This is a genomic window from Mycetocola sp. TRD_SC_2 (genome assembly GCF_055361225.1).
Genome location: NZ_CM143954.1, coordinates 2,457,339 through 2,482,391 on the forward strand (window position 1 = coordinate 2,457,339; position 25,053 = coordinate 2,482,391).

Sequence of the window (25,053 nt, forward strand, 5' to 3'; positions counted from 1 at the left end):
ATGTGCTGTGTGCTGTGTTTCGGCAGAAAGAAAAACTGTTGCGATGCTCAGACCACGACCCGAAGGATTTCCTCGAGTGATGTCATGCCCATCGTCGCTTTGGTGTACCCGTCCTCGCGGAGCGTCAGCATCCCCTGCTCACGCGCTATCCGCCCGATCTCGGCGCTCGATGCCCTGGCGACCGCGAGGCGCTCGATCTCCTCGGTGATGCTCATCACCTCGTGGATCGCAATGCGCCCGCGGTACCCGGTGTTGGAGCACTGGGTGCACCCCACCGGCTTGAAGATACCGGGCATCCGCCGGCTCACCTCGACCAGCGGGAACTTCATGCGCAGCAGGTCCTCCTCCGAATACTCGGCTGGAACCTTGCAGCGGTCGCAGAGCCGGCGGGCAAGCCGCTGGGCAACGACGCAATCGAGGGCAGAGCCGACGAGGAACGGTTCGATGTCCATCTCGGTCAGCCGCACGACGGCGCTCGGCGCATCATTGGTGTGCAGGGTCGAGAGCACGAGGTGGCCGGTGAGCGACGCTTCGATCGCGATCTGCGCGGTCTCGTGGTCACGGATCTCACCCAGGAGAACGACATCCGGGTCCGATCGCAGGATCGACCGCAGCGCGCTCGCGAAGGTGAGCCCCGCCTTGGGGTTCACCTGCACCTGGTTGATGCCCGCCATCCGGTACTCGACGGGGTCTTCAACCGTGATGACGTTGATCTCGGGCTTCGCGACGGTGTTGAGGGTCGTGTAGAGCGTCGTCGACTTGCCGGACCCCGTCGGCCCAGTCACGAGAATCATGCCGTAAGGCTTCGTGTATGACTTCTTGTACGCCTCGAAGTTGCGGTCGAGCAACTGCAGGTCGCGCAGGTCGAGGCTCGTGTTCGAGTTGTCCAGGATTCGCATGACGACTTTTTCGCCCCACACGGTCGGCAAAGTCGCGACGCGGAGGTCGATCTTGCGCCCGCCGTGCATGACGGACATTCGGCCGTCCTGTGGTTTGCGTCGCTCGGCGATGTCGATCTCAGCCATGATCTTCAATCGGGAGACCACACCGTTCTGGATGCTCTTCGGCGCGCTCTGCATGGCGTGCAGCACTCCGTCGATCCGGTATCGGACCCGCAGTTCGAACTCTCCCGGCTCGATGTGGATGTCCGAGGCGCTGTCCTGGATGGCCTGAGAGACGAGAAGGTTGACGAAGCGCACGATCGGCGCGTCGTCGTCGCCGTTCTCCGCGATCCCGAGTCCGCTATCGTGCGGTGCGGATTCTTCCTCGAGCGTCGAGGTGAGATCGCTCAGTTCATCGTCGGCGCGAAGGAGCCGGTCGATCGCGCTGAGAAGGTCGGCTCGCTCCGCCTGCACACGCTCGACCTGCAGGTGCGTGGCTGCTCGCACATCATCGACGGCGAACACATCGTTCGGGTCCACCATGGCGAGCTGCAGCACACCATCCGCAATACCGATCGGCAGAAGTTCGTGCCGACGGCACAGCACGGGCGGCACGAGGCTCACGGCAGCACGGTCGATGGGATACTCGAGGAGCTCCACGAACCCGATACGGGCCTGCGTCGCGCGCGCGCGAGCGAGCTGGACGGGAGTGACGAGCCCCTGCGTGACAAGGCCGGTCAGCGCCGTCTCGTCGTCGGCCTGGTTGCGGCTCACGCGATCGAGCTGGTCGAACGGCAGGATGCCCTGAAGGATCAGGGTTTCCATGATGGATGCCATATCGATCACCTCCGGGTACAGGCAGCCTTGCAAAGCTACTTGGGCCCCGGTGCCCTGGCACAGTCCCCCGTTGGGGATTCGATAGCCCCCATTCGCGGTACGTGCCACAAATAAGAGAGCGGATGCCGTGGCATCCGCTCTCTTATTTCCCTCGGTCACTCCCAGAGAGTGTCGACCATGTCGGAGGTGTAGCCGGGAGGCGTGAAGTTTGCCCAGAAGGTGCAGATCCAGACGTTGCCGCGGAGGAAGTGGGTCTCACCCCATGCCTCACCCTCCTCGGTATCGCTCGTCACGCACCGGGTGCCGCCGTCGCGGTCCTCGCAGGTGAAGCCGATGACCCGGAGCGTCTGTTCCGCGACGTCGGCCTGTTCGGCAGAGACTTCGTTCACCTGAGTCAGCAGCCCGAAGTGCCCGGCGGTGCCCCACGTGCAGACCAGGCCGGGCAGGCCCTCCTGCAGCGCGGCGACCGGCGCAATTTTCGAGAACGGAGGGTCGAACGTTGTGCCGTCATTGAGCGGAAGGTTCTCGTCGATCGCGAGGTATTCGAACATCGACGCGCTGTACAGGCCTGAGCACTCATCGGGAACGTCAGTGGTCTCGAAGTCGACGGGCAGCACGGGAACGGGCGTCATTTCTGACCCGGGAGGCGGGCCGGGGATCGTCACGTCCACGGGCGGATCCTCCGCCACCGGCAGCCGGTCGTCCTCTGCGAGCGGCAACGGGATGCTCGGACCGGACACAATCGGGACGTCGGCCGACGGCGCTGCGTCCGGTTGCGGCGTCATCGCGGTACCGAGCGCGTAGGCGGCAGTCACACTTCCGAAAAGAAGCGCTGTGATGACGGATCCGGTCAGTACTGCCCGGCGGCGGTGCTTCGGAGAATTCCCGATGAACTGAGATGGTGGGAACGCTCCGTCCCGGCCGTCGTGCGACATGAGGTTTCCTCCTATTGCCTGATATTGCTCAAGCTACCGAAGGAAATCGGGGGGCGATAGGAGCACCAGATCACGATCCGGTGTCGTTCGCGAGAAGCTGGCTGGGCTATCCCCAAATGGCGTTGACCATGTTCTCGGTGTAACCGCGGATTGGCGCGTTCACCCAGAGCGTCGACAGCCAGACATCGTCGCGGAGAAAGTGCGATTCGCCCACGGCGTTGCCCTCGAGTTCTTCGCGGTTGACGCAGCGCGTTCCCTGGAGCTGCTGATAGCAGTCGTATCCACTCGACTCCATGATGGCCTGGGCTTCGGTGGACTGCTCCTCGGACACCTTGGTGACCGCGGTCACGATGCCCATCTCGCCGGCACCGCCCCACGTGCACTGCAGGTATTCGACCGAACGGACCAGCTCTTCGAGCTCGTCGATGTTGGAGAAGTTCGGGTCCGTCATCGACGGATCGTTGAGGGGTGGCACGTCCTCCTGGAGCCCCGCGAACATGTCGGGTCCGTAAATGTCCTCGCACTCACCGGGCAGGATCGTGCCAACGGGAGTGGGACCTTCAACGGTCGACGGGGTGGGGCGGGGGCCCGGTTCTGTCGCGGTGGGAGTCGGCTCGGCGGTGTCGTCCGGATTTGTCGCGCCGGAGCATCCGCTCACGAAGGCGACGGTGAGGAACGCTGCTGTCCCCGCCGTTGCGATGCGGCGCAGGATGCGCCCGCGCACAGTCGAGGGTGATGCTGCTTGACGCATGTCTCTCTACTTTCGGTACTGGTGTTCGCCCGCGAGCCTACTCGGGCGGCGGCGTGCGCGCGAAGCGGGTCACGCGGCAGTCGGGTAACGATTAATGCAAAAAGGCCCCGGCCGAAGCCGGGGCCTTTCGCGCTCAGCTACTCAGTAACTGTGCCGGGAGAGCAACCTAGTTGTACGTTCCCGGGGTGAAATCGTCGTTCGAGAAGGTGTCGAAGTCAACGAATCCGAGGTCGGACTCGTCGAACACACCATCCGTTGCGAAGATGCGGTTCGGGTAGCGCTCAGCCTTCGCCTCTTCCGTCGCCTCAACGGTGACGTTGCGGTACTTGCCGAGGCCGGTACCAGCGGGGATGAGCTTTCCGATGATGACGTTTTCCTTGAGGCCGAGCAGAGGATCGCTCTTGCCTTCCATGGCGGCCTGCGTGAGAACGCGGGTCGTCTCCTGGAACGAGGCGGCGGAGAGCCACGACTCGGTCGCAAGAGAAGCCTTGGTGATACCCATGACTTCCTGGCGGGCGGATGCGGTCTTCTTGCCCTCGGTGAGAGCGGCACGGTTCAGCTCGTTGTACTTCATCCGGTCGACAAGCTCGCCCGGCAGGAGTCCGGTGTCACCGTGGTCAACCACGGTCACCTTACGGAGCATCTGGCGCACGATAACTTCGATGTGCTTGTCGTGGATCGGCACGCCCTGCGAGCGGTAAACGCCCTGGACGCCACCGACGAGGTGCTTCTGAACTTCGCGAACACCGAGAACCCGGAGAACTTCCTTCGGGTCGACGGCACCGAGGTGCAGCGGCTGACCGAGCTCGACGTGCTGCCCGTCCTCGATGAGGAGGGATGCACGCTTGAGCACCGGGTAGATCACTGCCTCGTCGCCGTTGTCCGGCGTGAGGATGATCTTGCGGCTCCGGTCGGTGTCTTCGATCGTGACGCGGCCGGGGGCCTCGGCGATCGGAGTCGCACCCTTGGGGGTACGAGCCTCGAAGAGCTCCTGCACACGGGGAAGACCCTGCGTGATGTCATCAGCGGATGCCGATCCACCGGTGTGGAACGTACGCATCGTGAGCTGCGTTCCGGGCTCACCGATCGACTGGGCCGCGATGATTCCGACGGCCTCTCCGATGTCGACGAGCTGTCCGGTGGCGAGTGAACGGCCGTAGCAGGCTGCACACACTCCGACGGAGGACTCACAGGTCAGGACCGAGCGCACCTTGATGCTCTCGACACCGGCCTCGACGAGCTTGTCGATGAGAACGTCTCCGACGTCCGCACCGGCCTCGGCAACAACCGTGCCCTTCGGGTCGACGGCTTCGGCAGCGAGCGAACGGGCGAACACGGAGTTCTCCACGTTTGCGTCACGCACGAGGGTTCCGGTCGAGTCGACAGCGGCGATCGCGAGCTCGAGGCCCTTGGTCGTTCCGCAGTCGTCTTCGCGGATGATGACATCCTGCGACACGTCGACGAGTCGACGTGTGAGGTAACCCGAGTCGGCCGTACGAAGCGCCGTGTCTGCCAGTCCCTTACGAGCACCGTGGGTTGCGATGAAGTACTCCGCAACACTCAGGCCCTCGCGGTACGAGGAGATGATCGGGCGAGGGATGATCTCACCCTTCGGGTTGTTCACCAGGCCTCGCATACCCGCAATGTTGCGGATCTGCAGCCAGTTACCACGAGCACCCGATGTCACCATGCGGTTGATCGTGTTGTCCTCGGGGAAGTTCGCCCTCATGGCCTCTGCAACCTTTTCGGTTGCTTCGGTCCAGATCTTGATGAGCTCCTGGCGACGCTCGGCGTCGGTCGTGAGTCCCTTCTCGAACTGGCCCTGAACCTTGGCTGCCAGCTTCTCGTAGCCCTGGACGATCTCGCGCTTGTTCGGCGGGGTGAGAACGTCACTCAGTGCGACGGTGACACCGGAGCGGGTTGCCCAGTGGAAACCGGCATCCTTGATGTTGTCCAGCGTTGCTGCGACGACGGTCTTCGGGTACCGCTCGGCGAGGTCGTTGACGATCGACGAGAGCTTGCCCTTGTCTGCAACGTCTTCGACGTACGGGTAGTCCGCCGGGAGGGCCTCGTTGAAGAGAGCCCGACCGAGCGTCGTCGTGACGAGTGCCACTCCGCTGCCGTCATAACCTTCGGGGCCTTCGCCCTTGCCGAAGGTGATGTCGTGCAGGCGGATCCGCACCTTGGCGTTGAGGTCGAGCGACTTCTGGTCGAACGCGAGAATTGCTTCCGCGATCGAGGAGAACGCACGGCCTTCGCCCTCGACACCCTCCTTGAGGGTGGTGAGGTGGTGCAGGCCGATGATCATGTCCTGCGTGGGCAGGGTGACCGGGCGGCCGTCGGAGGGCTTGAGGATGTTGTTCGAAGCGAGCATCAGGATGCGAGCTTCGGCCTGTGCCTCAACGGAGAGCGGCAGGTGGACAGCCATCTGGTCACCGTCGAAGTCTGCGTTGAACGCAGCACAGACGAGCGGGTGCAGCTGGATGGCCTTACCTTCGACGAGCTGAGGCTCGAAGGCCTGGATGCCCAGGCGGTGCAGCGTTGGTGCACGGTTCAGCATGACCGGGCGCTCGCGGATGATCTCTTCGAGAACGTCCCAGACCTCGGGACGGCTGCGCTCGACCATACGCTTCGCTGCCTTGATGTTCTGAGCGTGGCTCAGGTCGATCAGGCGCTTGATCACGAACGGCTTGAACAACTCGAGAGCCATCTGCTTGGGCAGACCACACTGGTGCAGCTTGAGCTGAGGACCAACGATGATGACCGAACGACCGGAGTAGTCGACGCGCTTTCCGAGCAGGTTCTGGCGGAATCGACCCTGCTTACCCTTGAGCATGTCGCTCAGGGACTTGAGGGCACGGTTTCCCGTTCCTGTCACCGGACGACCGCGGCGGCCGTTGTCGAACAGTGCGTCGACGGCCTCCTGAAGCATGCGCTTCTCGTTGTTGACGATGATCTCGGGGGCACCGAGGTCAAGCAGTCGACGCAGACGGTTGTTGCGGTTGATCACACGACGGTAGAGGTCGTTGAGGTCAGAGGTCGCGAAGCGGCCACCGTCGAGCTGCACCATCGGGCGCAGTTCGGGCGGGATCACCGGGACGACGTCGAGGACCATGGCGGCCGGCGAGTTGCCGGTCGACAGGAACGAGTTGACGACACGAAGACGCTTGATGGCGCGGATCTTCTTCTGACCCTTGCCTTCGGCGATCTGCGTGTGCAGCAGCTCACTCTCGGCGGCCAGGTCGAAGCTCAGCAGACGCTTCTTGATGGCCTCTGCGCCCATGAACGCTTCGAAGTACAGACCGAACCGGTCCTGCAGTTCGTGGAAGACGGCATCCTCAGGCTTGAGGTCGCCGACCTTGAGGGTGCGGAAGTCTTCCCACACGCGCTCGAGGTGAGCGATCTGCTCGTCGTACGACTTGCGGGCCTGGCTCATCTCCTTTTCAGCGGCGTCCTTGGTGCGACGCTTCTGGTCGGCCTTGGCACCTTCGGCTTCGAGGGCGACGAGGTCGTCTTCGAGCTTCTTCAGGCGGTCGGCGATGCGGGAGTCCCGCTGGTCGCCGAGCGTCTTGATTTCAAGGCGGATCTCGTTCTCGAGCCCCGGCATGTCCTGGTGACGAGCATCCTCGTCAACGGAGATGACCATGTAGGCAGCGAAGTAGATGACCTTTTCGAGGTCCTTCGGTGCCATGTCGAGCAGGTAACCCAAGCGCGACGGAACGCCCTTGAAGTACCAGATGTGGGTGACGGGCGCAGCCAGCTCAATGTGCCCCATGCGCTCACGGCGCACGGAGGACTTGGTGACCTCAACGCCACAGCGCTCACAAACGATGCCCTTGAAGCGGACACGCTTGTATTTGCCACAGGAGCATTCCCAGTCACGGCTCGGTCCGAAGATCTGTTCACCGAACAGACCATCCTTCTCGGGCTTCAGGGTGCGGTAGTTGATTGTCTCGGGCTTCTTGACCTCACCGTACGACCAACGACGGATGTCGTCAGCGGTAGCCAGGCCAATGCGAAGCTCGTCAAATGTTGTTACGTCGAGCAATTTCTCTCCTAAAGAAAGGTCTCTGAAGTCTTCGGTTGGCCAGGCTTAGATCTCGTCGATTGACGAGGACTCGAACCTGGAGGAAATGTTGATTCCGAGTTCTTCCGCTGCGCGGAAGGCGTCGTCGTCGGTGTCCTTGAGGCTGACCGCGGTGCCGTCGGCAGACAACACTTCCACGTTCAGGCAGAGGGACTGCATTTCCTTGATCAGAACCTTGAAGGACTCGGGGATACCCGGCTCCTGGATGTTCTCACCCTTGACGATGGCCTCGTACACCTTCACGCGGCCGAGGATGTCGTCCGACTTGATGGTGAGGAGTTCCTGGAGCGCGTATGCCGCGCCGTAGGCCTCGAGGGCCCACACTTCCATCTCTCCGAACCGCTGGCCACCGAACTGCGCCTTACCACCGAGCGGCTGCTGGGTGATCATCGAGTACGGTCCGGTCGAGCGAGCGTGGATCTTGTCGTCGACGAGGTGGTGCAGCTTCAGGATGTACATGTAACCGACCGAGATCGGCTCCGGGAACGGCTCGCCGGAGCGGCCGTCGAACAGGTTGGCCTTTCCGCTTGAGCCGATGAGGCGGTCGCCGTCACGGGTGACGGTGGTCGAGTCCAGAAGACCAGCGATCTCGATCTCTGACGCGCCGTCGAACACAGGCGTTGCAACCTTCGTGCCCGGGGCAGCCTCGAGTGCTTCGGCGGGGAGGCCCTTCGCCCACGTCGGCTTTCCTTCGACCTTCCAGCCCTGCTGAGCGATCCAGCCGAGGTGGAGTTCGAGGACCTGGCCGAAGTTCATTCGACCCGGAATACCGAGCGGGTTGAGGATGATGTCGACCGGGGTTCCGTCTTCGAGGAACGGCATGTCCTCGATCGGCAGAATCTTCGAGATGACACCCTTGTTGCCGTGACGACCGGAGAGCTTGTCACCCTCGGTGATCTTGCGCTTCTGGGCGATGTAGACAACGACGCGGCGGTTGACGCCCGAGCCGAGCTCGTCGTCACCGTCTTCGGCGTTGAACTCCTTGACGGCGATGATCGTGCCGCGCTCACCGTGGGGAACCTTCAGAGACGTGTCGCGAACTTCGCGGCTCTTTTCGTTGAAGATCGCGCGGAGCAGACGCTCTTCGGCGGAAAGCTCGGTCTCGCCCTTCGGCGTGACCTTTCCGACGAGGATGTCACCGGGGCGGACTTCGGCGCCGATGCGGATGATTCCACGCTCGTCGAGGTCCTTCAGGAGCTCCGGGCTGACGTTCGGAAGGTCACGGGTGATCTCTTCCTTACCCAGCTTGGTGTCGCGAGAGTCGACCTCGTACTCCTCGATGTGAATCGAGGAGAGGGTGTCGTCCTTCACCAGGTTCTGGCTCAGGATGATCGCGTCCTCGAAGTTGTGGCCTTCCCATGACATGAATGCCACGAGGAGGTTCTTTCCGAGTGCGAGCTCGCCGTTCTCCGTTGCGGGACCGTCTGCGATGACCTCGCCGGCCTCGATGCGGTCACCCGCGGAGACGATGACGCGGTTGTTGAAGCTCGTGCCCTGGTTGGAGCGGTCGAACTTGCGCAGGTAGTAGTCCTGTGTTCCACCCTCGTCGAGCTGGACGGTGACGACCTCGGCCGACACCTCCATGACGACACCGGGCTTGTCGGCGGTGATCACGTCGCCGGCGTCGATGGCTGCGTAGCCCTCCATACCGGTTCCGACGATCGGCGACTCCGAGCGGAGCAGCGGGACAGCCTGACGCTGCATGTTCGCACCCATGAGTGCGCGGTTCGCGTCATCGTGCTCGAGGAACGGGATGAGGCTCGTCGCGACAGACACCATCTGGCGAGGCGAAACATCCATGTAGCCGATGTCCTGAGCCGGGAACAGGTCGACCTCTCCGCCCTTACGGCGGGCAAGGACGCGGTCCTCGGTGAAGCGGCCATCATCCTTCAGCGGTGCGTTGGCCTGGGCGACGATGTAGTCGTCCTCTTCCATCGCCGTGAGGTAGTCGATGTCCTTCGTGACCAGTCCGTCGACAACGCGACGGTACGGGGTCTCGATGAAACCGAATGCGTTGATGCGTGCGAACGACGCGAGCGAACCGATCAGACCAATGTTGGGGCCTTCAGGGGTCTCGATCGGGCACATGCGGCCGTAGTGGGACGGGTGAACGTCTCGAACCTCGACACCTGCGCGCTCACGCGACAGACCACCGGGGCCAAGCGCCGACAGGCGACGCTTGTGAGTGAGGCCCGCGAGCGGGTTGTTCTGGTCCATGAACTGCGACAGCTGCGAGGTACCGAAGAACTCCTTGATCGCGGCGACGACGGGGCGCACGTTGATCAGGGTCTGCGGGGTGATCGCTTCGATGTCCTGCGTGGTCATGCGCTCGCGAACGACGCGCTCCATGCGGGACAGACCGGTGCGGACCTGGTTCTGGATGAGCTCGCCGACGGCGCGGATGCGACGGTTACCGAAGTTGTCGATGTCGTCGATGTCGAGGCGGATCTCCGCCTTCTTGCCGTCACGCAGACCGGTGAAGCTGGTCGCACCCGAGTGCAGGCGGACCAGGTACTTGATCGTCTCGACGATGTCGTCGACGGTCAGGACCGAGTCGCTCAGCGGAGCGTCGAGGCCGAGCTTCTTGTTGATCTTGTAACGACCGACCTTCGCGAGGTCGTAGCGCTTGCCGTTGAAGTAGAAGTTGTCGAGGAGCGCGCGGGCAGCCTCAGCGGCGACCTGCTCTCCCGGACGGAGCTTGCGGTAGATGTCGCGAAGCGCGTCTTCCTTCGTGAGGATGGTGTCCTTCTCGAGGGTGAGCTCGATCGACTCGAAGCCCTTGAACTTCTCAAGGATGTCTTCGCTCGTCAGGCCGAGGGCCTTGAGGAACACGGTGACCGACTGCTTGCGCTTGCGGTCGATGCGAACGCCGACCTGGTCGCGCTTGTCGATCTCGAACTCGAGCCATGCACCACGGCTCGGGATGATGCGAGCAGAGAAGATGTCCTTGTCGGAGGTCTTCTCCTGGGCGCGGTCGAAGTAGACGCCGGGGCTACGAACGAGCTGGGACACGACGACACGCTCGGTGCCGTTGATGATGAATGTGCCCTTTTCGGTCATGAGCGGGAAGTCGCCCATGAACACGGTCTGAGTCTTGATCTCACCGGTGAGGTGGTTCATGAACTCGGCCTCGACGTAGAGAGGAGCAGCGTAGGTCTTGCCACGCTCCTTGCACTCGTCGATCGAGTACTTCTCCGGCTCCAGGAAGGGGCTGGTGAAGCTCAGCTGCATCGTCTCGCCGAGGTCCTCGATGGGTGAGATCTCCTCGAAGATCTCATCGAGTCCGGAGTGAGTCGGCAGGTCCTGGCGTCCGGCCTTCGTGGCTTCATCGACGCGTGATTTCCACACGTCGTTGCCCACGAGCCAGTCAAAGCTCTCGGTCTGCAAAGCAAGCAGATCCGGAACCGTCAGGGTGTCGGTGATCTTCGCGAACGACAGACGCGATGCGTCGCGGCCGTTCTTGGGTGAGTTGGTGGATGCGTTGCGCGCAGCAGCCAAGGAAATAACCTCCGTGGGCCCTCGTACAGGCTCTAGTTACTGGTAGTAATGGAGAACTCGTCAAACGCCATCAAAAATGGTGCGTCTTTCTTGAGAAAGAAACACTGGGCCGACCGCAATATGAAGGCATGGGAACGTCTGGGAGCGCAAAGATCAATCATAGGTCTTCTGACGCGCCGTGTCCAGCACAATCCTTGACGAGCTCCGCTCGCTGCGGTATAACCGGGGCTCGAGTTGCCCACTCTCGTGGGTGTCGGGCGCCGAACACCCGTAAATCCGGGCAACTCGCGACCCTGCGAGCCCTTCACAGGCCCAAAAATCATCGGGACGATTCACAGTATCCACACTCGCGACCGCTTGGATCGGCATCCGTCGCACGCTGACGGGATGACCCAACGAACTCCCCTCCCTACCGCCCTCACCGACCGCGCGTTCTCAACGGCAGAAGCTCACGCTCACGGCGTCAGCGCGGGCCGTCTCTCGGCCAGCGACCTCGTCACTCCCTTCTCGGGAGTGCGGATGCCGACTCCCGCGGCACCCGAGGGACTGGACTCCTTCGAGCTGCACCGCGATCTCACCCGACAACTTTGCAGGGCTTACTTACTGCGGATGCCACGGGACGCGTTCTTCTGCGGCTCGACCGCCGCGCTCCTCCACGGCATTCCCATACCCAGCAGACCGTCGATGATGCCGTCCCTGCACGTTGGCCTGCCGAAGAACACTCGTGCTGTACATATTGTTGGGGTCTCCGGCCACAGCTACGACATTCGCCCCGGCGAGGTCGTCACAAGGGACGACTGTCGACTCACCTCACTTGAGCGCACCTGGTGTGATCTCGCTCGGACGCTCTCGCTCGGTGACCTCGTCGCTGCGGGCGACTGGCTCATCTTCTGGCGGTCCGCCCGAACGAAGCGGGAGCGGCTTGACGCCGCGGTCACCGGATACTCCGCCCAGCGAGGTGTCAAAAAGCTTCGACTCGCCTCCGCCCTGCTCAACGACCATGCCGAATCGCCCCGCGAGTCACGACTGCGGGTCGAGATTATGCTCGCGGGATTGCCCGCCCCCGAAGTGAACGTCGAACTCTTCGACTCCAGCGGGATTTTCCTTGCCCGCGCGGACCTCCTCTTTCGAGAGTTCGGACTAATCCTCGAATATGAGGGACTCCAACACCTCACCGACCGAGCGCAATGGCAGCGGGATATCGACCGAACTCACGCGCTCGAGGACGAGGGGTGGCGCATCATCAGGGTGACCGCCGCGGACTTGCGCGATCCTCGCTGCCTGATCGAGCGTATCCGTCGCCACATTGCGTCGCGAGTTGCCCAGTCTCGCGGGTTATGAGCGGCAAACACCCGCGAAAGTGGGCAACTCGCGGTCAGAGCGGGCGCGCATGCCGAAAGCGCACGCGCTGACCGGGGCGTACCTGCGCGAACACGTCGAGGGCAGCGGATGCCACGACTCCGATCACGGGATATCCGCCGGTCGTCGGGTGGTCGGCGAGCAGCACCGTCGGCTGCCCCGACGGCGGCACCTGCAGCGCCCCGGCGACCATCCCCTCGCTCGGCAACTCACCCTCGCCGGTGGCAGAACGCTCGAGAGCCGGACCCTCGAGCCGGGCACCGACCCTGTTGGACGCGGAGCTGAGCGTCCAGGGCTCGGAGAACAAGAGCTCGAGCGACGTCGGCGTGAACCACGACTCCCGCGGCCCGACATGCAGCGGAACGGTCACGCTCCCCTGCTCCGGCGGGCTCCACGGCGCGACGTCGAGCGCGGGAATCGCTCCCGTCCGCGGCGACCCGATCGGCAGCACGTCGCCGTCGCGCAGCGGGGCGGGCCCGATTCCGGAGAGGATGTCGCTCGAGCGCGACCCGAGGACGGGAGAGACCGCCACACCCCCGCTCACCGCGAGGTAGTACCGCAACCCGGACTCCGCAACGCCGATCTCCAGCGGAGTCCCCGCGGCGGCGAAAACCGGATGGTTCAGGTCGATCGCGCGCCCACCGAGCGTCACGGGGCCCCACGCTCCCGTCACGGCGATCCAGACATCACGGTCGACGACACCCGAGAACCCGCCCACCGTGATCTCGAGCCCGGCAGCACCCTCATCGTTCCCGACGAGCCGGTTGCCGAGCGTGAGCGCGCCGCGGTCGAGAGCACCCGATGCGCTCACGCCGAGCGCAGCGAACCCGGGACGCCCGAGGTCCTGCACCGTCGTCAGCGGCCCGGCGCGCAGCACGGTCAGCGCGGTCATGATGCTTCCCGGAACCGGACAACTCTGCCGGGGGTGAGGAGAGCGGGAGGTGAGGCGTCCGCGTTCCAGAGCGGAGCATCCGTTCGCCCGATCAACTGCCAGCCACCGGGCGAGGACCGCGGATACACACCGGTGTACTCCCCCGCGAGGCCGACGGCACCGGCGGGAACGCTCGTGCGCGGGCTCGACCGCCTCGGCACCGCGAGCCGCGTGGAGTCGGTCACGAGGTACCCGAAGCCCGGCGCGAATCCCACGAAGGCAACGCGCCAGACGGATGCCGTGTGCGCGTCGACGACCTCCTGCTCGGTGAGGGAGAGAAGGGCGGCGACCTCGGTGAGGTCCTCCCCCGAATACTCCACGTCGAGAACGAGGGCATCGCCGGTGCCATTGAGTGAGGCGCGGGTCACCGGCGGCGTCGAACGGATCCACCCGGCAACCTGGTCCGGTGCGAGAACCGCCGGGTCGAACGTGACGAGCACCGTGCGGGCAGCAGGCACGAGGTCGATCACACCGGCTGGCGGCGACACGGCGAGCGCGGCGTGCAGGGCGAGTACAGCGTCGAGGTCGGCACAATCGACGATCACCGCACGATCGCCGACGGCCTGCAGCGCTCTCATACCGCCGCCAGCACGTCGATGCCTGCTGCGGCGAGCGCCGCCCGCACCGCTGTCGCCATCGCAACGGAATCCGGGGTGTCACCATGGACGCACAACGAGTCCACCTGGAGGTGCAGCATCGTGCCGTCGAGCGCACGCACCGTGCCCTCCGTCACCATCCGCGCAGCACGATCCGCGACCTCATCGACGCTGTGCAGCACGGCGCCCGGCCACTTCCGGGGCGCGAGCGACCCGTTGTGCTGGTACGCCCGGTCGACGAACGCCTCGCGCAGGAACGGAAGCCCGTGCGCCTCAGCGGCCGACTCCACCCGGGATCCGGCAAGACCCATCAGGGGAAGACCGGGCGAGAACCGCGCGATGGCGCTCGCGACGGCGTCCGCTTTTCGATCGTCGTGGACGATGCGGTTATAGAGGGCTCCGTGCGGTTTCACGTAACGGATGCCGGTGCCCGCCTTGTCGGCGATCGCCGCGAGGGCGGTGAGCTGCTCGATCACGTCGTCGGCGAGGACGGCGGGCAACACCTCGAGGTCGGCGCGGCCGAAGTGGGCGCGGTCGCGATAGGAGACATGAGCGCCAACGGCGACACGGTGCTGCACGGCGAGGAGGCAGGACGAGAGCATCGAGTCCGCGTCGCCGGCGTGGAACCCGCACGCGATGTTCGCGCTTGAGAGAAGCGGAAAGAGTGCGGCGTCGTCCGCGGTCGGACGGCCGTCGACCGTCTCGCCGAGGTCACAGTTGAGGTCGACGCGCATACGCTCAGGCTACCGCCGAAGGTAGGCTCGACGCATGGCAGCGCGAGAGACAGACAACCCCCAGATCCGCCTCGCGTCGAGCGGCCAGGTGGCGGTCATCGAGGCCGACAAATGGGTCCCGGGCAGCTTCCAGCTCGTTGTCGACGGAACACCCCAGTCGCACGTCAACGTCGACGACCCGACGAACCTGTTCTTCGAGTACATCCAGCGGATCGGGCACGTCATCGACGAGGTCCGTGCTCCGGGCCAACCGATCACCGCGGTCCACCTCGGCGCAGGTGCGCTCACGCTCCCTCGCTACATCGACGCCACCCGCCCCGGCAGCAGGCAGCAGGTCGTCGAATTGGAGAAGGATCTCATCGACTTCGTCCGCGAGCACATCCCGTGGTCGAAGCGCGCCGCGATCCGGGTCCGATACGGCGACGCCCGCGAGGTTCTCGGCCGCTTCCCCGCCGGGCTGGCTGGAAGCGTCGACCTCGTCGTCGTCGACATCTTCTCCGGCGCCCGCACCCCCGCGCATGTGACGAGTGTCGAGTTCTATCGCAAGGCGGCAGCGCTCCTCGCGCCCGACGGCATCCTCGTCGTCAATATCGCCGACGGCCCGGGTCTCGCCTTCGCCCGCGGCCAGGCTGCAACAGTCCAGGAAGTACTCGGCCATGCCGCGGTTCTCGCCGAGGCCCAGATCCTCAAGGGCAGGCGCTTCGGCAATGTCGTGCTGATCGGCTCTCCCTCCGAGCTTCCGATGCACTTCATCCCGCGGCTGCTCGCCGGCGGCCCCCACCCTGCCAAGGCCGTGGCCGGGAAGGAGCTCCGCCAGTTTCTCGCCGGTGCCTCTGTCGTCACCGATGACACCGCGGTGCCATCACCCACACCAGCCCAAACCATCTTCCAGGTCCGATCGGGGAAGTAATGATGTCGAGGCGCATCCCGGTAATCGCAGCTCTCGCTGCCGTTCTGCTCGTGACCGGCTGCACCGCATCAGCCCCGATGCCGAACGAACGCCCGACGGGGCCTGACACCCCAGCACCGTCGCCGACGGGAACGCCACCGGTCTACCCGACCGGCGAAACGACCGTTCTCGCGACCGGCCTCGAGGCTCCCTGGTCGATCCTCCCCCTCGGCGACAGCACGCTGCTCAGCTACCGCGACACCGGCCAGATCATGGAACTCACCCCCGCAGACGACCTCCGCGAGGTCACCGTCGTGCCCGGTGTCGACGCCGTCGGTGAAGGCGGCCTGCTCGGCCTCGCCGCCCGCACCCAGGACGAGCAGCACTGGGTCTACGCCTATCTCACGGCGAGAGACGACAACCGTGTCGTACGGATGCCGCTCGGCGGCTCCCCGGGAAGCCTCACCCTGGGAACACCCGAGGTCATCCTCGACGGGCTCGCGAAAGCAAGTAATCACAACGGCGGGCGGATCGCGTTTGGCCCCGACGGAATGCTGTACATCACCGTCGGCGACGCGAGCGACGCCGACTCCGCTCAGGATCCCGGCTCGCTCAACGGCAAGATCCTCCGTGTGACTCCAACAGGAGACGTGCCCCAGGACAACCCGGTGGAGGGCTCAGCCGTGTTCTCTCTCGGCCACCGCAATCCGCAGGGTCTCGCGTGGGATGCCGACGGGCGGCTCTGGGCCAGCGAATTCGGGCAGAACACGTGGGATGAACTGAACCTCATCGAACCGGGCAAGAACTATGGCTGGCCGATCGTCGAGGGCGAGGCGGGCAACGCAGATTTCGTGGATCCCGCCTACCAGTGGTCGACAAGCGAGGCGAGCCCGAGCGGACTGACCATCGTCGACAACACACTGTTCATGGCCGCCCTGCGCGGTGAACGACTGTGGGGAATTCTCGACGGCATCCACGTCCCCGAGGGCAGCCACGGTCTCGAGGGCGTCGTGACAGCATCCGCGTACTTCGAGGGTGAGTTCGGCCGGATCCGTGACGTGGCACCGGGACCGGACGGCACCTTGTGGCTTCTCACGAACAACACCGACGGCCGCGGTTCACCCAGCCCCGATGATGACCGGCTGATCCAGGTCGAGCTCACACCCCTCGTCGAAGGCTGAGATTTCCGCCTCCGAATAACGACAGGCGCGCGCGGCTGACACCCCTTCCCGGGACCGCGGGTTAAAGTCGGAGAGAGCCCGGGTTCGAACCGCCGTCCGGGCTCCGGACATCGTTGGAGTACACCCTGAGCATCATCCTTGGCTATGACGCCGGAACCCTGCGTGAGAAAGTCGACCTCAAAGCTGTTGGGGATCGACTCTCCGAGCTGGGCGACATGCGCAGCCTGAGCGCCCTGTGCGAAAAGGCGTGGCTGCTCAAGGTCGCCGGCCAGCTCGACGAAGCCCTCGACGTGGCCAACCAGTGCGTGCGGCTCGCCCGGTTCACCGGCGACCGCAAGGGACTCATGCAGCCCCGGATGCTCCGTGCCCAGGTTCTGCAGTTCCGCGGCGCCTATGAAGAGGCGCTACACGAACTCTCGTCGCTCGCCAACGAAGCCCACACCCACGAGTGGACCCTGCTCGAGGCGCTCGCTCTGCAGCACCGCGGCCGGGTCTACTTCGACCAGGGCGAGTACACGGCTGCGCTCGCTGACTTCCGCACCGCCGTGCGTCTCCGGACCGACCTCGGCGCCACCGATGAACAGCTCGAATCCGCCCTTATCGCCGTCGCCGTCACGGAGTCGTTCGTCGGGCGCTGAGCGCGGTTCCGGACGAATGTCTGAGGCACGCGCTAGCGTATTGCCATGTCCGATCTGGTCCGAGTCCGGTTGTGGGCCGACTCACTGATTAAGTTGCATCTCGATCCGGCCGTGTGGTCGTTCGGGTTCGACAACGCGAAGCGGCGTGCCGGGCTGTGCAATTTCACGACCAAACGGATCACGGTGTCGCGGTATCTCGCATCCCGGTTCGACGACGACGAGATCCACCAGATCCTCCTGCACGAGGTCGCCCACGCCCTGGCCGGCCCACGCGCCGGGCATGGCCAGGCGTGGAAGCGCATCGCCGCCGACCTCGGCTACGAGGGCTCCCGGGTGCACCACGGCGAGACCGCAGACGAACTCGCCCCGTGGGTCGGGTCGTGCCCGAACGGCCACACCCTCTATCGGTATCGCCAACCCAAGAACCATACCTCCTGTGGCGTGTGTTCCCGCCGCTTCGACCCCCGCTTCGTACTCTCGTGGGAACACCGCGTGATCACCCCGGCCATGCGCCAGCGGGCGGCGGCTCAAGCGTCATGAGTTCCGCGAACCTCACCATCGCGCTCCTCCGTGGCGTTAACGTCGGTGGGGTGACCGTCAAATCGCAGGCCCTCGCCGAGGTATTTCGCGGGCTCAGCTTCTCCGATGTCAAGACCGTGCTCGCGAGCGGGAACGTCCTGTTCTCCGGGGCCGGCAGCCGCGCCGAGCAGACGACAGCGATCGAGAAGGCCCTCTCGGTGGGGTTCGGCTATGCCGCCCGGGTGATCCTCACCGACCAGGCCACGGTGCGGCGGATCGTTGACGCCTATCCGTTCGATGAAGTCGACGACCGTCAGCCGTACGTCATCTTCGTGTCGGACTCGGGCGACATCCGTTCCCTGGCCGATCTGGCCGGCGATCTCGACGAGAACGTCGAGCGGGTTGAGGCAGGCGACGGCGTTCTCTACTGGGAGGTGAAGAAGGGGCTGTCGACCGACAGCACCTTCTCGAAACGCACGGCCCGGACCCCGGGCATTTTGACGACGACCCGTAACCTGCGCACCCTGCGCAAGCTCCTCTGAACGGGCGCCTCCCTCAGTGCCGCACAGTCCCGCGTGCACGACCGCATACAGTTGAAGGCATGAGTGACACGACCGGGCTGAGCCCGGCAACCGGGCAGGAGTTCACTTCAGCCGAAGGAACTCGCTGGTGGTTCGACTCCGGCTCACTCGCGCTCGACTTCGCGTGGACAGGACCGGTCGGCGGCGAGGCCCCGTCCGGGCATGCCGGAGACATTCTGCAGGACGCCGCCGGGCTGACCGGGTGGCTCGGCGACCGGCTTCCGGGCACACCGGCGGGCGACCGCGACCTCGCCGACGCCCTCACCCTCCGCACCGCGATCGGCAACCTCGCGCTCGCAGCGTTGTCAGGCACGCTCGGCGACGGCCGCGACATCGACCTGCTCAACCTGTATGCGGCGACCCCCGACATCCCGCCCCGGCTCGCCGGCGGCAGCCTGCAGGCCGGTCGCACCGAACCGCGGGCAGCACAGGCGCTGTCGACGATCGCCCGGGATGCTGTCGCGCTGTTCTCGGGGAGAACCAGCGGCCGCATCCGTGGCTGTGACGCCGAGGACTGCAACCTCATCTACCTCGACACGTCACGTGCCGGGAACCGCCGCTGGTGCTCGATGCAACGGTGCGGCAACCGGCACAAGGTTCGCTCGCACCGGGCGCGCGCGAACCGCGACGAGGCCGCCGTTACTCGCTGATCGTCACCGAGCGATCGAACGCGACATAGCCGGAGAAGTCTTTGCCGACCCGGTCGAAAGCTGTGGGGTACGGCGTCGGGTAGCTCCAGGCCAGGTCTTTCCGCGGTTCTCCGCCGGTGGTCACGGTGAAGTACTGCGCAGCGCCCTTCCAGGGGCAGGTGTAGGGGGTCGGGCTCTCGGTGAAGAGCTCACTCGAGAGGCTCGACGGCGGGAAGTACCAGTTGCCCTCGATTTTAACGAGGTCGCTCTCGGGCGCTTCGGCGAGAACCGTGTCGTGATGTGTGGCTTTCATGGCTGCAGCATACGCGCGCAACCCCCGACCGCACAGGTTCGGGCCCTGAGGATTCAGTCGCGGAGGATCGCAACCTCGGTTGTGGAGTCGACCCGGGCGGCAGCGACGACGCGCTCGCGGTCGCCAGCGGTGATCAGCGTCTGACCATTGACGGATGCCGTAAACAGGTGTCCGACGGCGTTCCTGAGGCTGTCGAACGCTGCACACGCGACAGCCGCCTCGGGCGAGGTGAAGTCGATGCCACGGACGACGAGCGCATCGATGACGGCACCGGCGGCGAGCGAGTCGGCCGCGCCGGTTCCGCCGGCGATGACGGCGATCGAGACGCGACGGCCCAGGCGCACCTGGTGCTCGAGCGCCCAGGCGGCGACGGCGCTCCGGTTGGTGAGGTTGGCCGCAACCACGGTGGCTGCTGGGGTGTCGAGTGCGGTGGCAGCATCGGCGAGCGCGAGCGCATCCACCCAGATCAGCAGGTCGACGTCAGCGACCCGCTCGAGACCGGCGGTGCCGGCGTCGAAGCGGACCTGGTACTTCGCCTGCGCGGCCGGTGAGACGACGGGCGGGGCTGACGGGGCAGTGCTGTTCGACATGGTTCAAGGGTAACGAGGGCTGCTTCGCGTGCCCCCTCGTGTTACAGCCAGTGACGTTCCTCCGGATAGCGGCGGTCGTCAGGAGAGGGGCGACGCATGGCATCCCGAACGATCTCGAAGTCATGCCGTGAAAGCTCGATCAGTCCCCCGCGCAGCTGGTAGCCCCAGTTCGGCGCGTTGCGCGTGAAATCGAGGGCCCCGAGAAGAGGCCGGATCGGCGCGGGCTCGGCGCCGAGGTCCCAGTCGACCTTGCGCCTCCACGGCCGGCGGTCGAGCGAGAGTGCCTGATACAGCTCATTGCTCGCGATGCGTCCGATCGCGGTGAAGTGCTTGAGCGGTTCGCCGTCTGGGTACTCGGTCTTCGGCGAGTAGTAGACGATGCCGTCTGATTCGCCCATCGAGTCGAGCCCGGCACGTGACCCATGGTTGACCTGCGCGATTCCCTGATCGACGGCGTTGCGCACGTGGTCTCGTGACGCCACCACCAGCCAGAATCGAATCGCCATGCTCCCTGTCTAGCGCACGTGGTGTTCCGAACTTCGGTGATTCGGCGCCCACCGCACTGATCCGGTGCTGTTTGCGGGGAGTTCGGTCCGAGTATCCGCATTTCGGCACGCCGCCGCGCACGGCGGGTGAGACTGGGGGAATGCGCGTGCAACTCAAGATGATCCTCGACTGCGATCCGTTCGACGCCTGGCGAGCACTCCGCTCCCCTGCTGTGCTGCGGGAGCTCTACTCGCCACTGCTCCAGCTCGACCCCGGCGGGCCCGTGCCAACGCTGTGGGAGCCGGGCAGCATGGACGTCACCGTGCGTGGCGCCGGCGTCGTTCCGGTGGGGCGGCAGCGCATCGACCTCGACTTCGATCTGACCCGGATGCCCGGGGTGCGGATCCTCGTCGACTCCGGTCGCCCGCTCACGGGCCCGCTCAGCCTGCTCGAGAACTGGAAGCACCAGATGGCCGTAGCTCCGGAGCCGGGGGATCCGACCCGCACCCTCTATCGCGACCGGCTCGACTTCGGCGGCCCGGCTGCTGCCGCCCTGTGGATGCCGATGTGGACGATGTGGCAGTGGCGCGGCATCCGTCTGAAGGAGATGGCGCCGAACTGGGGCTTCGAGCCGGTGCAGCCGGAAACCTCCGAGGAGTTCGGCTCGCGCAACCAAATTCAGGAGAACTGATCGAATTCAGGAGAACTGACGCGACACGCCGTGTGGCGGTGCGTCTGGACGGCGTGTCGGCCCGGATCTCCTGAATTTGGGGTCACCGGACGTGCTCACGGGGCGCTGTCAGGCAGTGAGCAGGCTGATCCGCTAGGGTGGGAGTACTTGCGGGCCCATCATTGTGCCCCTTGCGTCGTAGAACGCTTCCTCTCTCCCCGCACATCCGATAAGGATTCCGGGTCGATGACTCTTCATACGGCGAACGGATGTGGCCTTCGCCACCTTCGCCACTCTCTCCCGCTCCAGCGATTTCGCCTGTCGAGATCCGTACGGGATGCTGATGCCCCGAAAGGCACCACTTTGTCAGAAACCATGCCAGAAACCACCTTCGCCGACCTCGGCGTCCCGGCAGCCCTCGTCTCGGCCCTCGCCGCAGACGGCAAGACCCTCGCCTTCCCGATCCAGGTCGACACCCTTCCGGACACCCTGGGTGGACGCGACGTCCTCGGCCGCGGAAAGACGGGCTCGGGGAAGACGCTCGCGTTCAGCATTCCGATGGCTGCCCGCCTCGGCGGCAAGCTCGCCGGCGGAAAGCGCCGCCCGGGTCGCCCGCTCGGCCTGATCCTCGCTCCGACCCGCGAGCTCGCCACGCAGATCTCCGCTGTGCTCACCCCGCTCGCGGCTGCATACGGCCTCAACACCACGACCATCTTTGGTGGCGTCAACCAGACCCGCCAGGTCACTGCGCTCAAGGCCGGCGTCGACATCGTCGTTGCCTGCCCCGGCCGCCTCGAGGACCTCATGAAGCAGGGCTTCGTCAACCTCGACGCCGTCGAGATCACTGTGCTCGACGAGGCCGACCACATGGCCGACCTCGGGTTCCTCCCCGTCGTCACACGCATCCTCGACAAGACGCCGTCCAACGGACAGCGCCTCCTCTTCTCGGCAACGCTCGACAACGGTGTGGACAAGCTCGTCAAGCGCTTCCTGCACAACGAGGTCATGCACTCCGTCGACGAGGTCACGAGCCACGTCTCGGCCATGACCCACCACGTGTTCGAGGTCAACGGCCCCGACTCCAAGAAGGACCTCATCGAGGCCCTCGCTTCCGGAACCGGCCGCCGCATCCTCTTCATGCGCACCAAGCACCACGCGAAGAAGCTTGCCAAGCAGCTCACCGACTCGGGCATCCCCTCGGTCGACCTGCACGGCAACCTGTCGCAGCCGCAGCGTGACCGCAACCTCGCCGCCTTCAGCGACGGATCGGCGCGCGTTCTCGTGGCAACGGATGTCGCGGCTCGCGGTGTTCACGTGGACGACGTCGAACTCGTCATCCACGTCGACCCGCCCATGGAGCACAAGGCGTACCTGCACCGCTCGGGCCGTACCGCCCGCGCCGGCAGCGCCGGTGACGTCGTCACCATTTGCCTTCCGACCCAGAAGAAGGACCTTGCCGTTCTTCTCCGCAAGGCCGAGATCAAGGTCACCCCGGTCTCCGTCACCGCGAAGTCGGCCGAAGTGACCGCCCTCGTCGGCGAGGTCGCCGCGTACGTCAAGCCCGTCCCCCGCGTCGTCCAGGCACAGGGCGGCGGACGGTCGCAGGGCGCCAACGCCCAGCGCAAGCGTTCGGCTCGCGACGGCCAGGGCGCAGGACGGACCCGTTCAGGTTCCGGATCTCGCGACTACTCGACATCGACGGCAGGCTCGTCGGCCCGTCGCCACGAGGGTGCAGCCTCGGGCCGCCCGGCACAGGGACGCCCAGCACAGGGTCGCCCCGAGCGCTCGGCTCGTCCGGCAACGTCTGGCGGTGCCTCGACCGGCGGACAGCGGACCAACCGCCGCGTCTCCACCGGCCACTAAGCACCCCGAAAAGAAGCCACCGGTTCGCGCCGGCTCATCTCCGGGTGCGCCAGCCGGACGGTGGCTTTTTTCGCGCCTCCCCGTGGATTCCCGCACAAGTGTCAAGGGGTGTTTCGGCCGATTTCACACCCCGCGCTACCCGGGAGTATGGTCACGGTATGGACACCGATGTTGCAGCTCCCTCCGTTTCAGAGATCATTGTTCGCCCCGTACGCGATGTCGACGCAGAGTCGCTCGGCCGTGTTCATGCGCAGTGCTGGCACGAAAGCTACGACGAGCTGATCTCCAAAGCCGCGCTGGAGCGGCTCTCGCCCCGCCGGATGGCTGAACTCTGGACCCACTGGATGAACCAGGGCGCCGCCTACCGCCAGTTCGCCGCGGTGAAGGATGGCGAGATCATCGGCTTCTCTGGTTCCGGTCCAGCCCGTGACGCCGATGCACCGCGCGACCGTGAGCTCTACTTCATCAACATGCTCGCTGAATTCCGCAGCACAGGCACTGGGCAGAAGCTTTTCGACGCAGCCATCGACAAAGACGAACCCGCCTACCTGTGGGTCTCATCGGCGAACGGTCGCGCCCGCCACTTCTACGAGAAGAATGGTTTCGTCGCCGACGGCGCTGAGCACACCGAGCCGTTCCTCGGCGAAGAGATTCACGAAGTCCGCTACGTTCGCTAGCGGTCCACGAACGCTCACGAAGAAGACGGATGCCACGGCATCCGTCTTCTTCGTCGTTAACGCAATCGACCGACCGACGCGAGAGCGAGGCGCAGGAGTGTTCCCCGCCCACCCTCCATCTCGGCACTCAGAGCATCCGACTGGGCTTCCTCGGGCGACATCCACGTAATCTCGAGGGCGTCCTGGCGGGGGTCGCAGGTCCCGGTGACGGGAACAACATAGGCGAGCGCAACAGCGTGCTGGCGATCATCGGTGTACGCGGAGATACCGGGCATCGGGAAGTACTCCGCGACGTGAAACGGAGTCGGCGATGCGGGCAGAAGCGGGAACGCCATCGGCCCGAGATCCTTTTCGAGGTGCCGGAACAGAGCGTCACGCAGGGTTTCGCCGTACATGACCCGGCCAGAGACGAGGGTGCGGGTCATCTGTCCCGTCGCTGTCGCCCGGAGCAGGATGCCCACTTCGGTGACGACACCGAGGCCATCCACCCGCACCGGGATCGCCTCCACGTACAGGAGCGGGAGCCGCCTCCGCACCTCTTCCAGTTCGATGTCGCTGAGCCAGCCGGGGGTGGGGTCCGGTGACGGGTCCTGCGGCTGGTCGGGGTCTGGGGTGCGAACGCTCATGCTCCATTCTTACCCGGTTCCCTGACACCGGGCACGGCGGACACCCGGTTTGCCCTCGGTAGGCTGGTCGCTGGCCGGAAATTCAGGGAGACGGATACATGACCACGCACACCATCGATGAGGATGCCGTCCTCTGGTCGGCTGCAGGCGACGACCGTGAGGGGCGTTCGCTTCTGGTCGTTCTGCACGGTTACGGATCGAACGAAGCCGACCTGTTCCAGCTCGCTCCGTTCCTGCCCCTCGAACCGGTCATCGCCGCACTGCGCGCACCGCTGGTCGCACCGTTCCCAATCGACGGCTGGTCCTGGTACCCGATCGACCAGCCCGGCCATCCCGAAGAAACCGGGCTCGCCGCGTCGACCGAGGCCGTGCTCAGCTGGCTCGACAGCCTCCCGTACACACCGGACTCCATCGGCCTGCTCGGCTTCTCGCAGGGAGGCGCGATGTCGATCGAACTTCTCCGCGCCGCTCCCGAGCGGTTCTCGTTCGCGGTGAACCTTTCCGGCTACAGCGCCATCAGCTCCCACCCCGGCGACGAAGCCCTCGCCGAGCGCCGCCCGCCGGTGTTCTGGGGCCGCGGAACACTCGACGATGTCATCCCCGCGCGGGCGATCGCCCACACCACCGAGTGGCTGCCCGCCCATTCCCGACTCGTCGGCCGCGTGTACGAGGGCCTGACCCACGCGATCTCCCAGCAGGAACTCGCCGACGTGCGTGGGTTCATCGAGCGCCAGCTCTAGAACCGGCAGCATCCGCTACCCCTGATCGATGTCGGTGGTGTG

Annotated in this window: 23 protein-coding genes; 11 read left to right on the forward strand and 12 right to left on the reverse strand. The window is 65.3% G+C overall.

Features of this window, described 5'->3' with window-relative positions:
• Positions 1 to 47: 47 nt before the first annotated feature.
• The 5 genes from ACWA1Q_RS11820 to rpoB all read right to left on the reverse strand — a co-directional run bounded on the left by ACWA1Q_RS11820 (position 48) and on the right by rpoB (position 10,989).
• On the reverse strand, positions 48 to 1,718 hold the full coding sequence (locus ACWA1Q_RS11820) for a GspE/PulE family protein (RefSeq protein ID WP_463757569.1): 1,671 nt from the start codon (positions 1,716 to 1,718) through the stop codon (positions 48 to 50).
• 155 nt (positions 1,719 to 1,873) lie between these two features.
• A complete protein-coding gene (locus tag ACWA1Q_RS11825; protein WP_463757571.1) occupies positions 1,874 to 2,653 on the reverse strand; it encodes a hypothetical protein in 780 nt (259 codons plus the stop codon).
• A 106-nt stretch (positions 2,654 to 2,759) separates the two neighbouring features.
• Positions 2,760 to 3,404, reverse strand: a complete 645-nt coding sequence (locus tag ACWA1Q_RS11830; RefSeq protein WP_463757572.1) for a hypothetical protein — start codon at positions 3,402 to 3,404, stop codon at positions 2,760 to 2,762.
• Between the two features lie 166 nt (positions 3,405 to 3,570).
• Complete coding sequence (locus ACWA1Q_RS11835; protein ID WP_463757574.1) at positions 3,571 to 7,452, reverse strand: DNA-directed RNA polymerase subunit beta'; 3,882 nt, start codon at positions 7,450 to 7,452, stop codon at positions 3,571 to 3,573.
• A 45-nt stretch (positions 7,453 to 7,497) separates the two neighbouring features.
• Positions 7,498 to 10,989: a DNA-directed RNA polymerase subunit beta gene (gene rpoB, locus ACWA1Q_RS11840; RefSeq protein WP_463757576.1), complete on the reverse strand. Its 3,492-nt coding sequence runs from the start codon at positions 10,987 to 10,989 to the stop codon at positions 7,498 to 7,500.
• Positions 10,990 to 11,376: 387 nt separating this feature from the next.
• Between rpoB and ACWA1Q_RS11845 the strand changes: the two genes are divergently transcribed.
• The gene (locus tag ACWA1Q_RS11845; protein WP_463757578.1) at positions 11,377 to 12,330 is read left to right on the forward strand and encodes an endonuclease domain-containing protein; all 954 of its coding nucleotides are present in this window, start codon (positions 11,377 to 11,379) and stop codon (positions 12,328 to 12,330) included.
• 34 nt (positions 12,331 to 12,364) lie between these two features.
• On the opposite strand, the gene ACWA1Q_RS11850 is transcribed toward ACWA1Q_RS11845, so the two are convergent.
• The 3 genes from ACWA1Q_RS11850 to ACWA1Q_RS11860 are packed head-to-tail and all read right to left on the reverse strand — an operon-like array spanning position 12,365 to position 14,609.
• Positions 12,365 to 13,240: a 5-oxoprolinase subunit C family protein gene (locus ACWA1Q_RS11850; protein ID WP_463757579.1), complete on the reverse strand. Its 876-nt coding sequence runs from the start codon at positions 13,238 to 13,240 to the stop codon at positions 12,365 to 12,367.
• Positions 13,237 to 13,857, reverse strand: coding sequence for a 5-oxoprolinase subunit B family protein (locus tag ACWA1Q_RS11855; RefSeq protein WP_463757581.1), 621 nt, complete (start codon positions 13,855 to 13,857; stop codon positions 13,237 to 13,239). Before ACWA1Q_RS11855 ends, ACWA1Q_RS11850 begins: the two co-directional genes overlap by 4 nt.
• A complete protein-coding gene (locus ACWA1Q_RS11860; protein WP_463757584.1) occupies positions 13,854 to 14,609 on the reverse strand; it encodes a 5-oxoprolinase subunit PxpA in 756 nt (251 codons plus the stop codon). The genes ACWA1Q_RS11855 and ACWA1Q_RS11860 overlap by 4 nt, the downstream gene beginning before the upstream one ends.
• Before the next feature lie 34 nt (positions 14,610 to 14,643).
• Between ACWA1Q_RS11860 and ACWA1Q_RS11865 the strand changes: the two genes are divergently transcribed.
• The 6 genes from ACWA1Q_RS11865 (at position 14,644) to ACWA1Q_RS11890 (ending at position 19,067) form a co-directional block, all read left to right on the forward strand.
• On the forward strand, positions 14,644 to 15,519 hold the full coding sequence (locus ACWA1Q_RS11865; protein ID WP_463757585.1) for a spermidine synthase: 876 nt from the start codon (positions 14,644 to 14,646) through the stop codon (positions 15,517 to 15,519).
• Between the two features lie 2 nt (positions 15,520 to 15,521).
• Positions 15,522 to 16,679, forward strand: coding sequence for a PQQ-dependent sugar dehydrogenase (locus ACWA1Q_RS11870; RefSeq protein WP_463757587.1), 1,158 nt, complete (start codon positions 15,522 to 15,524; stop codon positions 16,677 to 16,679).
• Positions 16,680 to 16,792: 113 nt separating this feature from the next.
• Entirely contained in the window at positions 16,793 to 17,317 is a 525-nt protein-coding gene (locus tag ACWA1Q_RS11875; RefSeq protein ID WP_463757589.1) for a tetratricopeptide repeat protein, read from the forward strand.
• A gap of 45 nt (positions 17,318 to 17,362) precedes the next feature.
• Entirely contained in the window at positions 17,363 to 17,857 is a 495-nt protein-coding gene (locus ACWA1Q_RS11880; RefSeq protein ID WP_463757591.1) for a SprT-like domain-containing protein, read from the forward strand.
• A complete protein-coding gene (locus ACWA1Q_RS11885; RefSeq protein ID WP_463757593.1) occupies positions 17,854 to 18,378 on the forward strand; it encodes a DUF1697 domain-containing protein in 525 nt (174 codons plus the stop codon). Before ACWA1Q_RS11880 ends, ACWA1Q_RS11885 begins: the two co-directional genes overlap by 4 nt.
• Before the next feature lie 59 nt (positions 18,379 to 18,437).
• Positions 18,438 to 19,067: a CGNR zinc finger domain-containing protein gene (locus ACWA1Q_RS11890; protein ID WP_463757595.1), complete on the forward strand. Its 630-nt coding sequence runs from the start codon at positions 18,438 to 18,440 to the stop codon at positions 19,065 to 19,067.
• Here ACWA1Q_RS11890 and ACWA1Q_RS11895 read toward each other — a convergent pair.
• Genes ACWA1Q_RS11895 through ACWA1Q_RS11905 form a run of 3 tightly spaced genes read right to left on the reverse strand, consistent with a single transcriptional unit; the run spans position 19,057 to position 20,455 of the window.
• Positions 19,057 to 19,359 carry a DUF427 domain-containing protein gene (locus ACWA1Q_RS11895; protein WP_463757596.1) on the reverse strand — a complete coding sequence of 101 codons (303 nt, stop codon included), beginning with the start codon at positions 19,357 to 19,359 and terminating at the stop codon, positions 19,057 to 19,059. The genes ACWA1Q_RS11890 and ACWA1Q_RS11895 overlap by 11 nt on opposite strands.
• A 53-nt stretch (positions 19,360 to 19,412) precedes the next feature.
• Positions 19,413 to 19,949: a 2-phosphosulfolactate phosphatase gene (locus ACWA1Q_RS11900; protein ID WP_463757597.1), complete on the reverse strand. Its 537-nt coding sequence runs from the start codon at positions 19,947 to 19,949 to the stop codon at positions 19,413 to 19,415.
• A 41-nt stretch (positions 19,950 to 19,990) separates the two neighbouring features.
• Entirely contained in the window at positions 19,991 to 20,455 is a 465-nt protein-coding gene (locus ACWA1Q_RS11905; protein WP_463757599.1) for an EVE domain-containing protein, read from the reverse strand.
• 140 nt (positions 20,456 to 20,595) lie between these two features.
• Here ACWA1Q_RS11905 and ACWA1Q_RS11910 point away from each other — a divergent pair, with 140 nt between their 5' ends.
• The 3 genes from ACWA1Q_RS11910 to ACWA1Q_RS11920 all read left to right on the forward strand — a co-directional run bounded on the left by ACWA1Q_RS11910 (position 20,596) and on the right by ACWA1Q_RS11920 (position 23,645).
• Positions 20,596 to 21,126 carry a hypothetical protein gene (locus ACWA1Q_RS11910; protein ID WP_463757600.1) on the forward strand — a complete coding sequence of 177 codons (531 nt, stop codon included), beginning with the start codon at positions 20,596 to 20,598 and terminating at the stop codon, positions 21,124 to 21,126.
• Between the two features lie 354 nt (positions 21,127 to 21,480).
• A complete protein-coding gene (locus ACWA1Q_RS11915) occupies positions 21,481 to 22,968 on the forward strand; it encodes a DEAD/DEAH box helicase (protein WP_463757601.1) in 1,488 nt (495 codons plus the stop codon).
• 158 nt (positions 22,969 to 23,126) lie between these two features.
• On the forward strand, positions 23,127 to 23,645 hold the full coding sequence (locus ACWA1Q_RS11920) for an N-acetyltransferase family protein (RefSeq protein WP_463757603.1): 519 nt from the start codon (positions 23,127 to 23,129) through the stop codon (positions 23,643 to 23,645).
• Between the two features lie 56 nt (positions 23,646 to 23,701).
• Here ACWA1Q_RS11920 and ACWA1Q_RS11925 read toward each other — a convergent pair whose 3' ends face one another.
• Positions 23,702 to 24,271 carry an NUDIX hydrolase family protein gene (locus ACWA1Q_RS11925; protein WP_463757604.1) on the reverse strand — a complete coding sequence of 190 codons (570 nt, stop codon included), beginning with the start codon at positions 24,269 to 24,271 and terminating at the stop codon, positions 23,702 to 23,704.
• A gap of 98 nt (positions 24,272 to 24,369) precedes the next feature.
• Here ACWA1Q_RS11925 and ACWA1Q_RS11930 point away from each other — a divergent pair, with 98 nt between their 5' ends.
• Positions 24,370 to 25,011: an alpha/beta hydrolase gene (locus ACWA1Q_RS11930; RefSeq protein WP_463757606.1), complete on the forward strand. Its 642-nt coding sequence runs from the start codon at positions 24,370 to 24,372 to the stop codon at positions 25,009 to 25,011.
• Positions 25,012 to 25,053 lie beyond the last annotated feature (42 nt).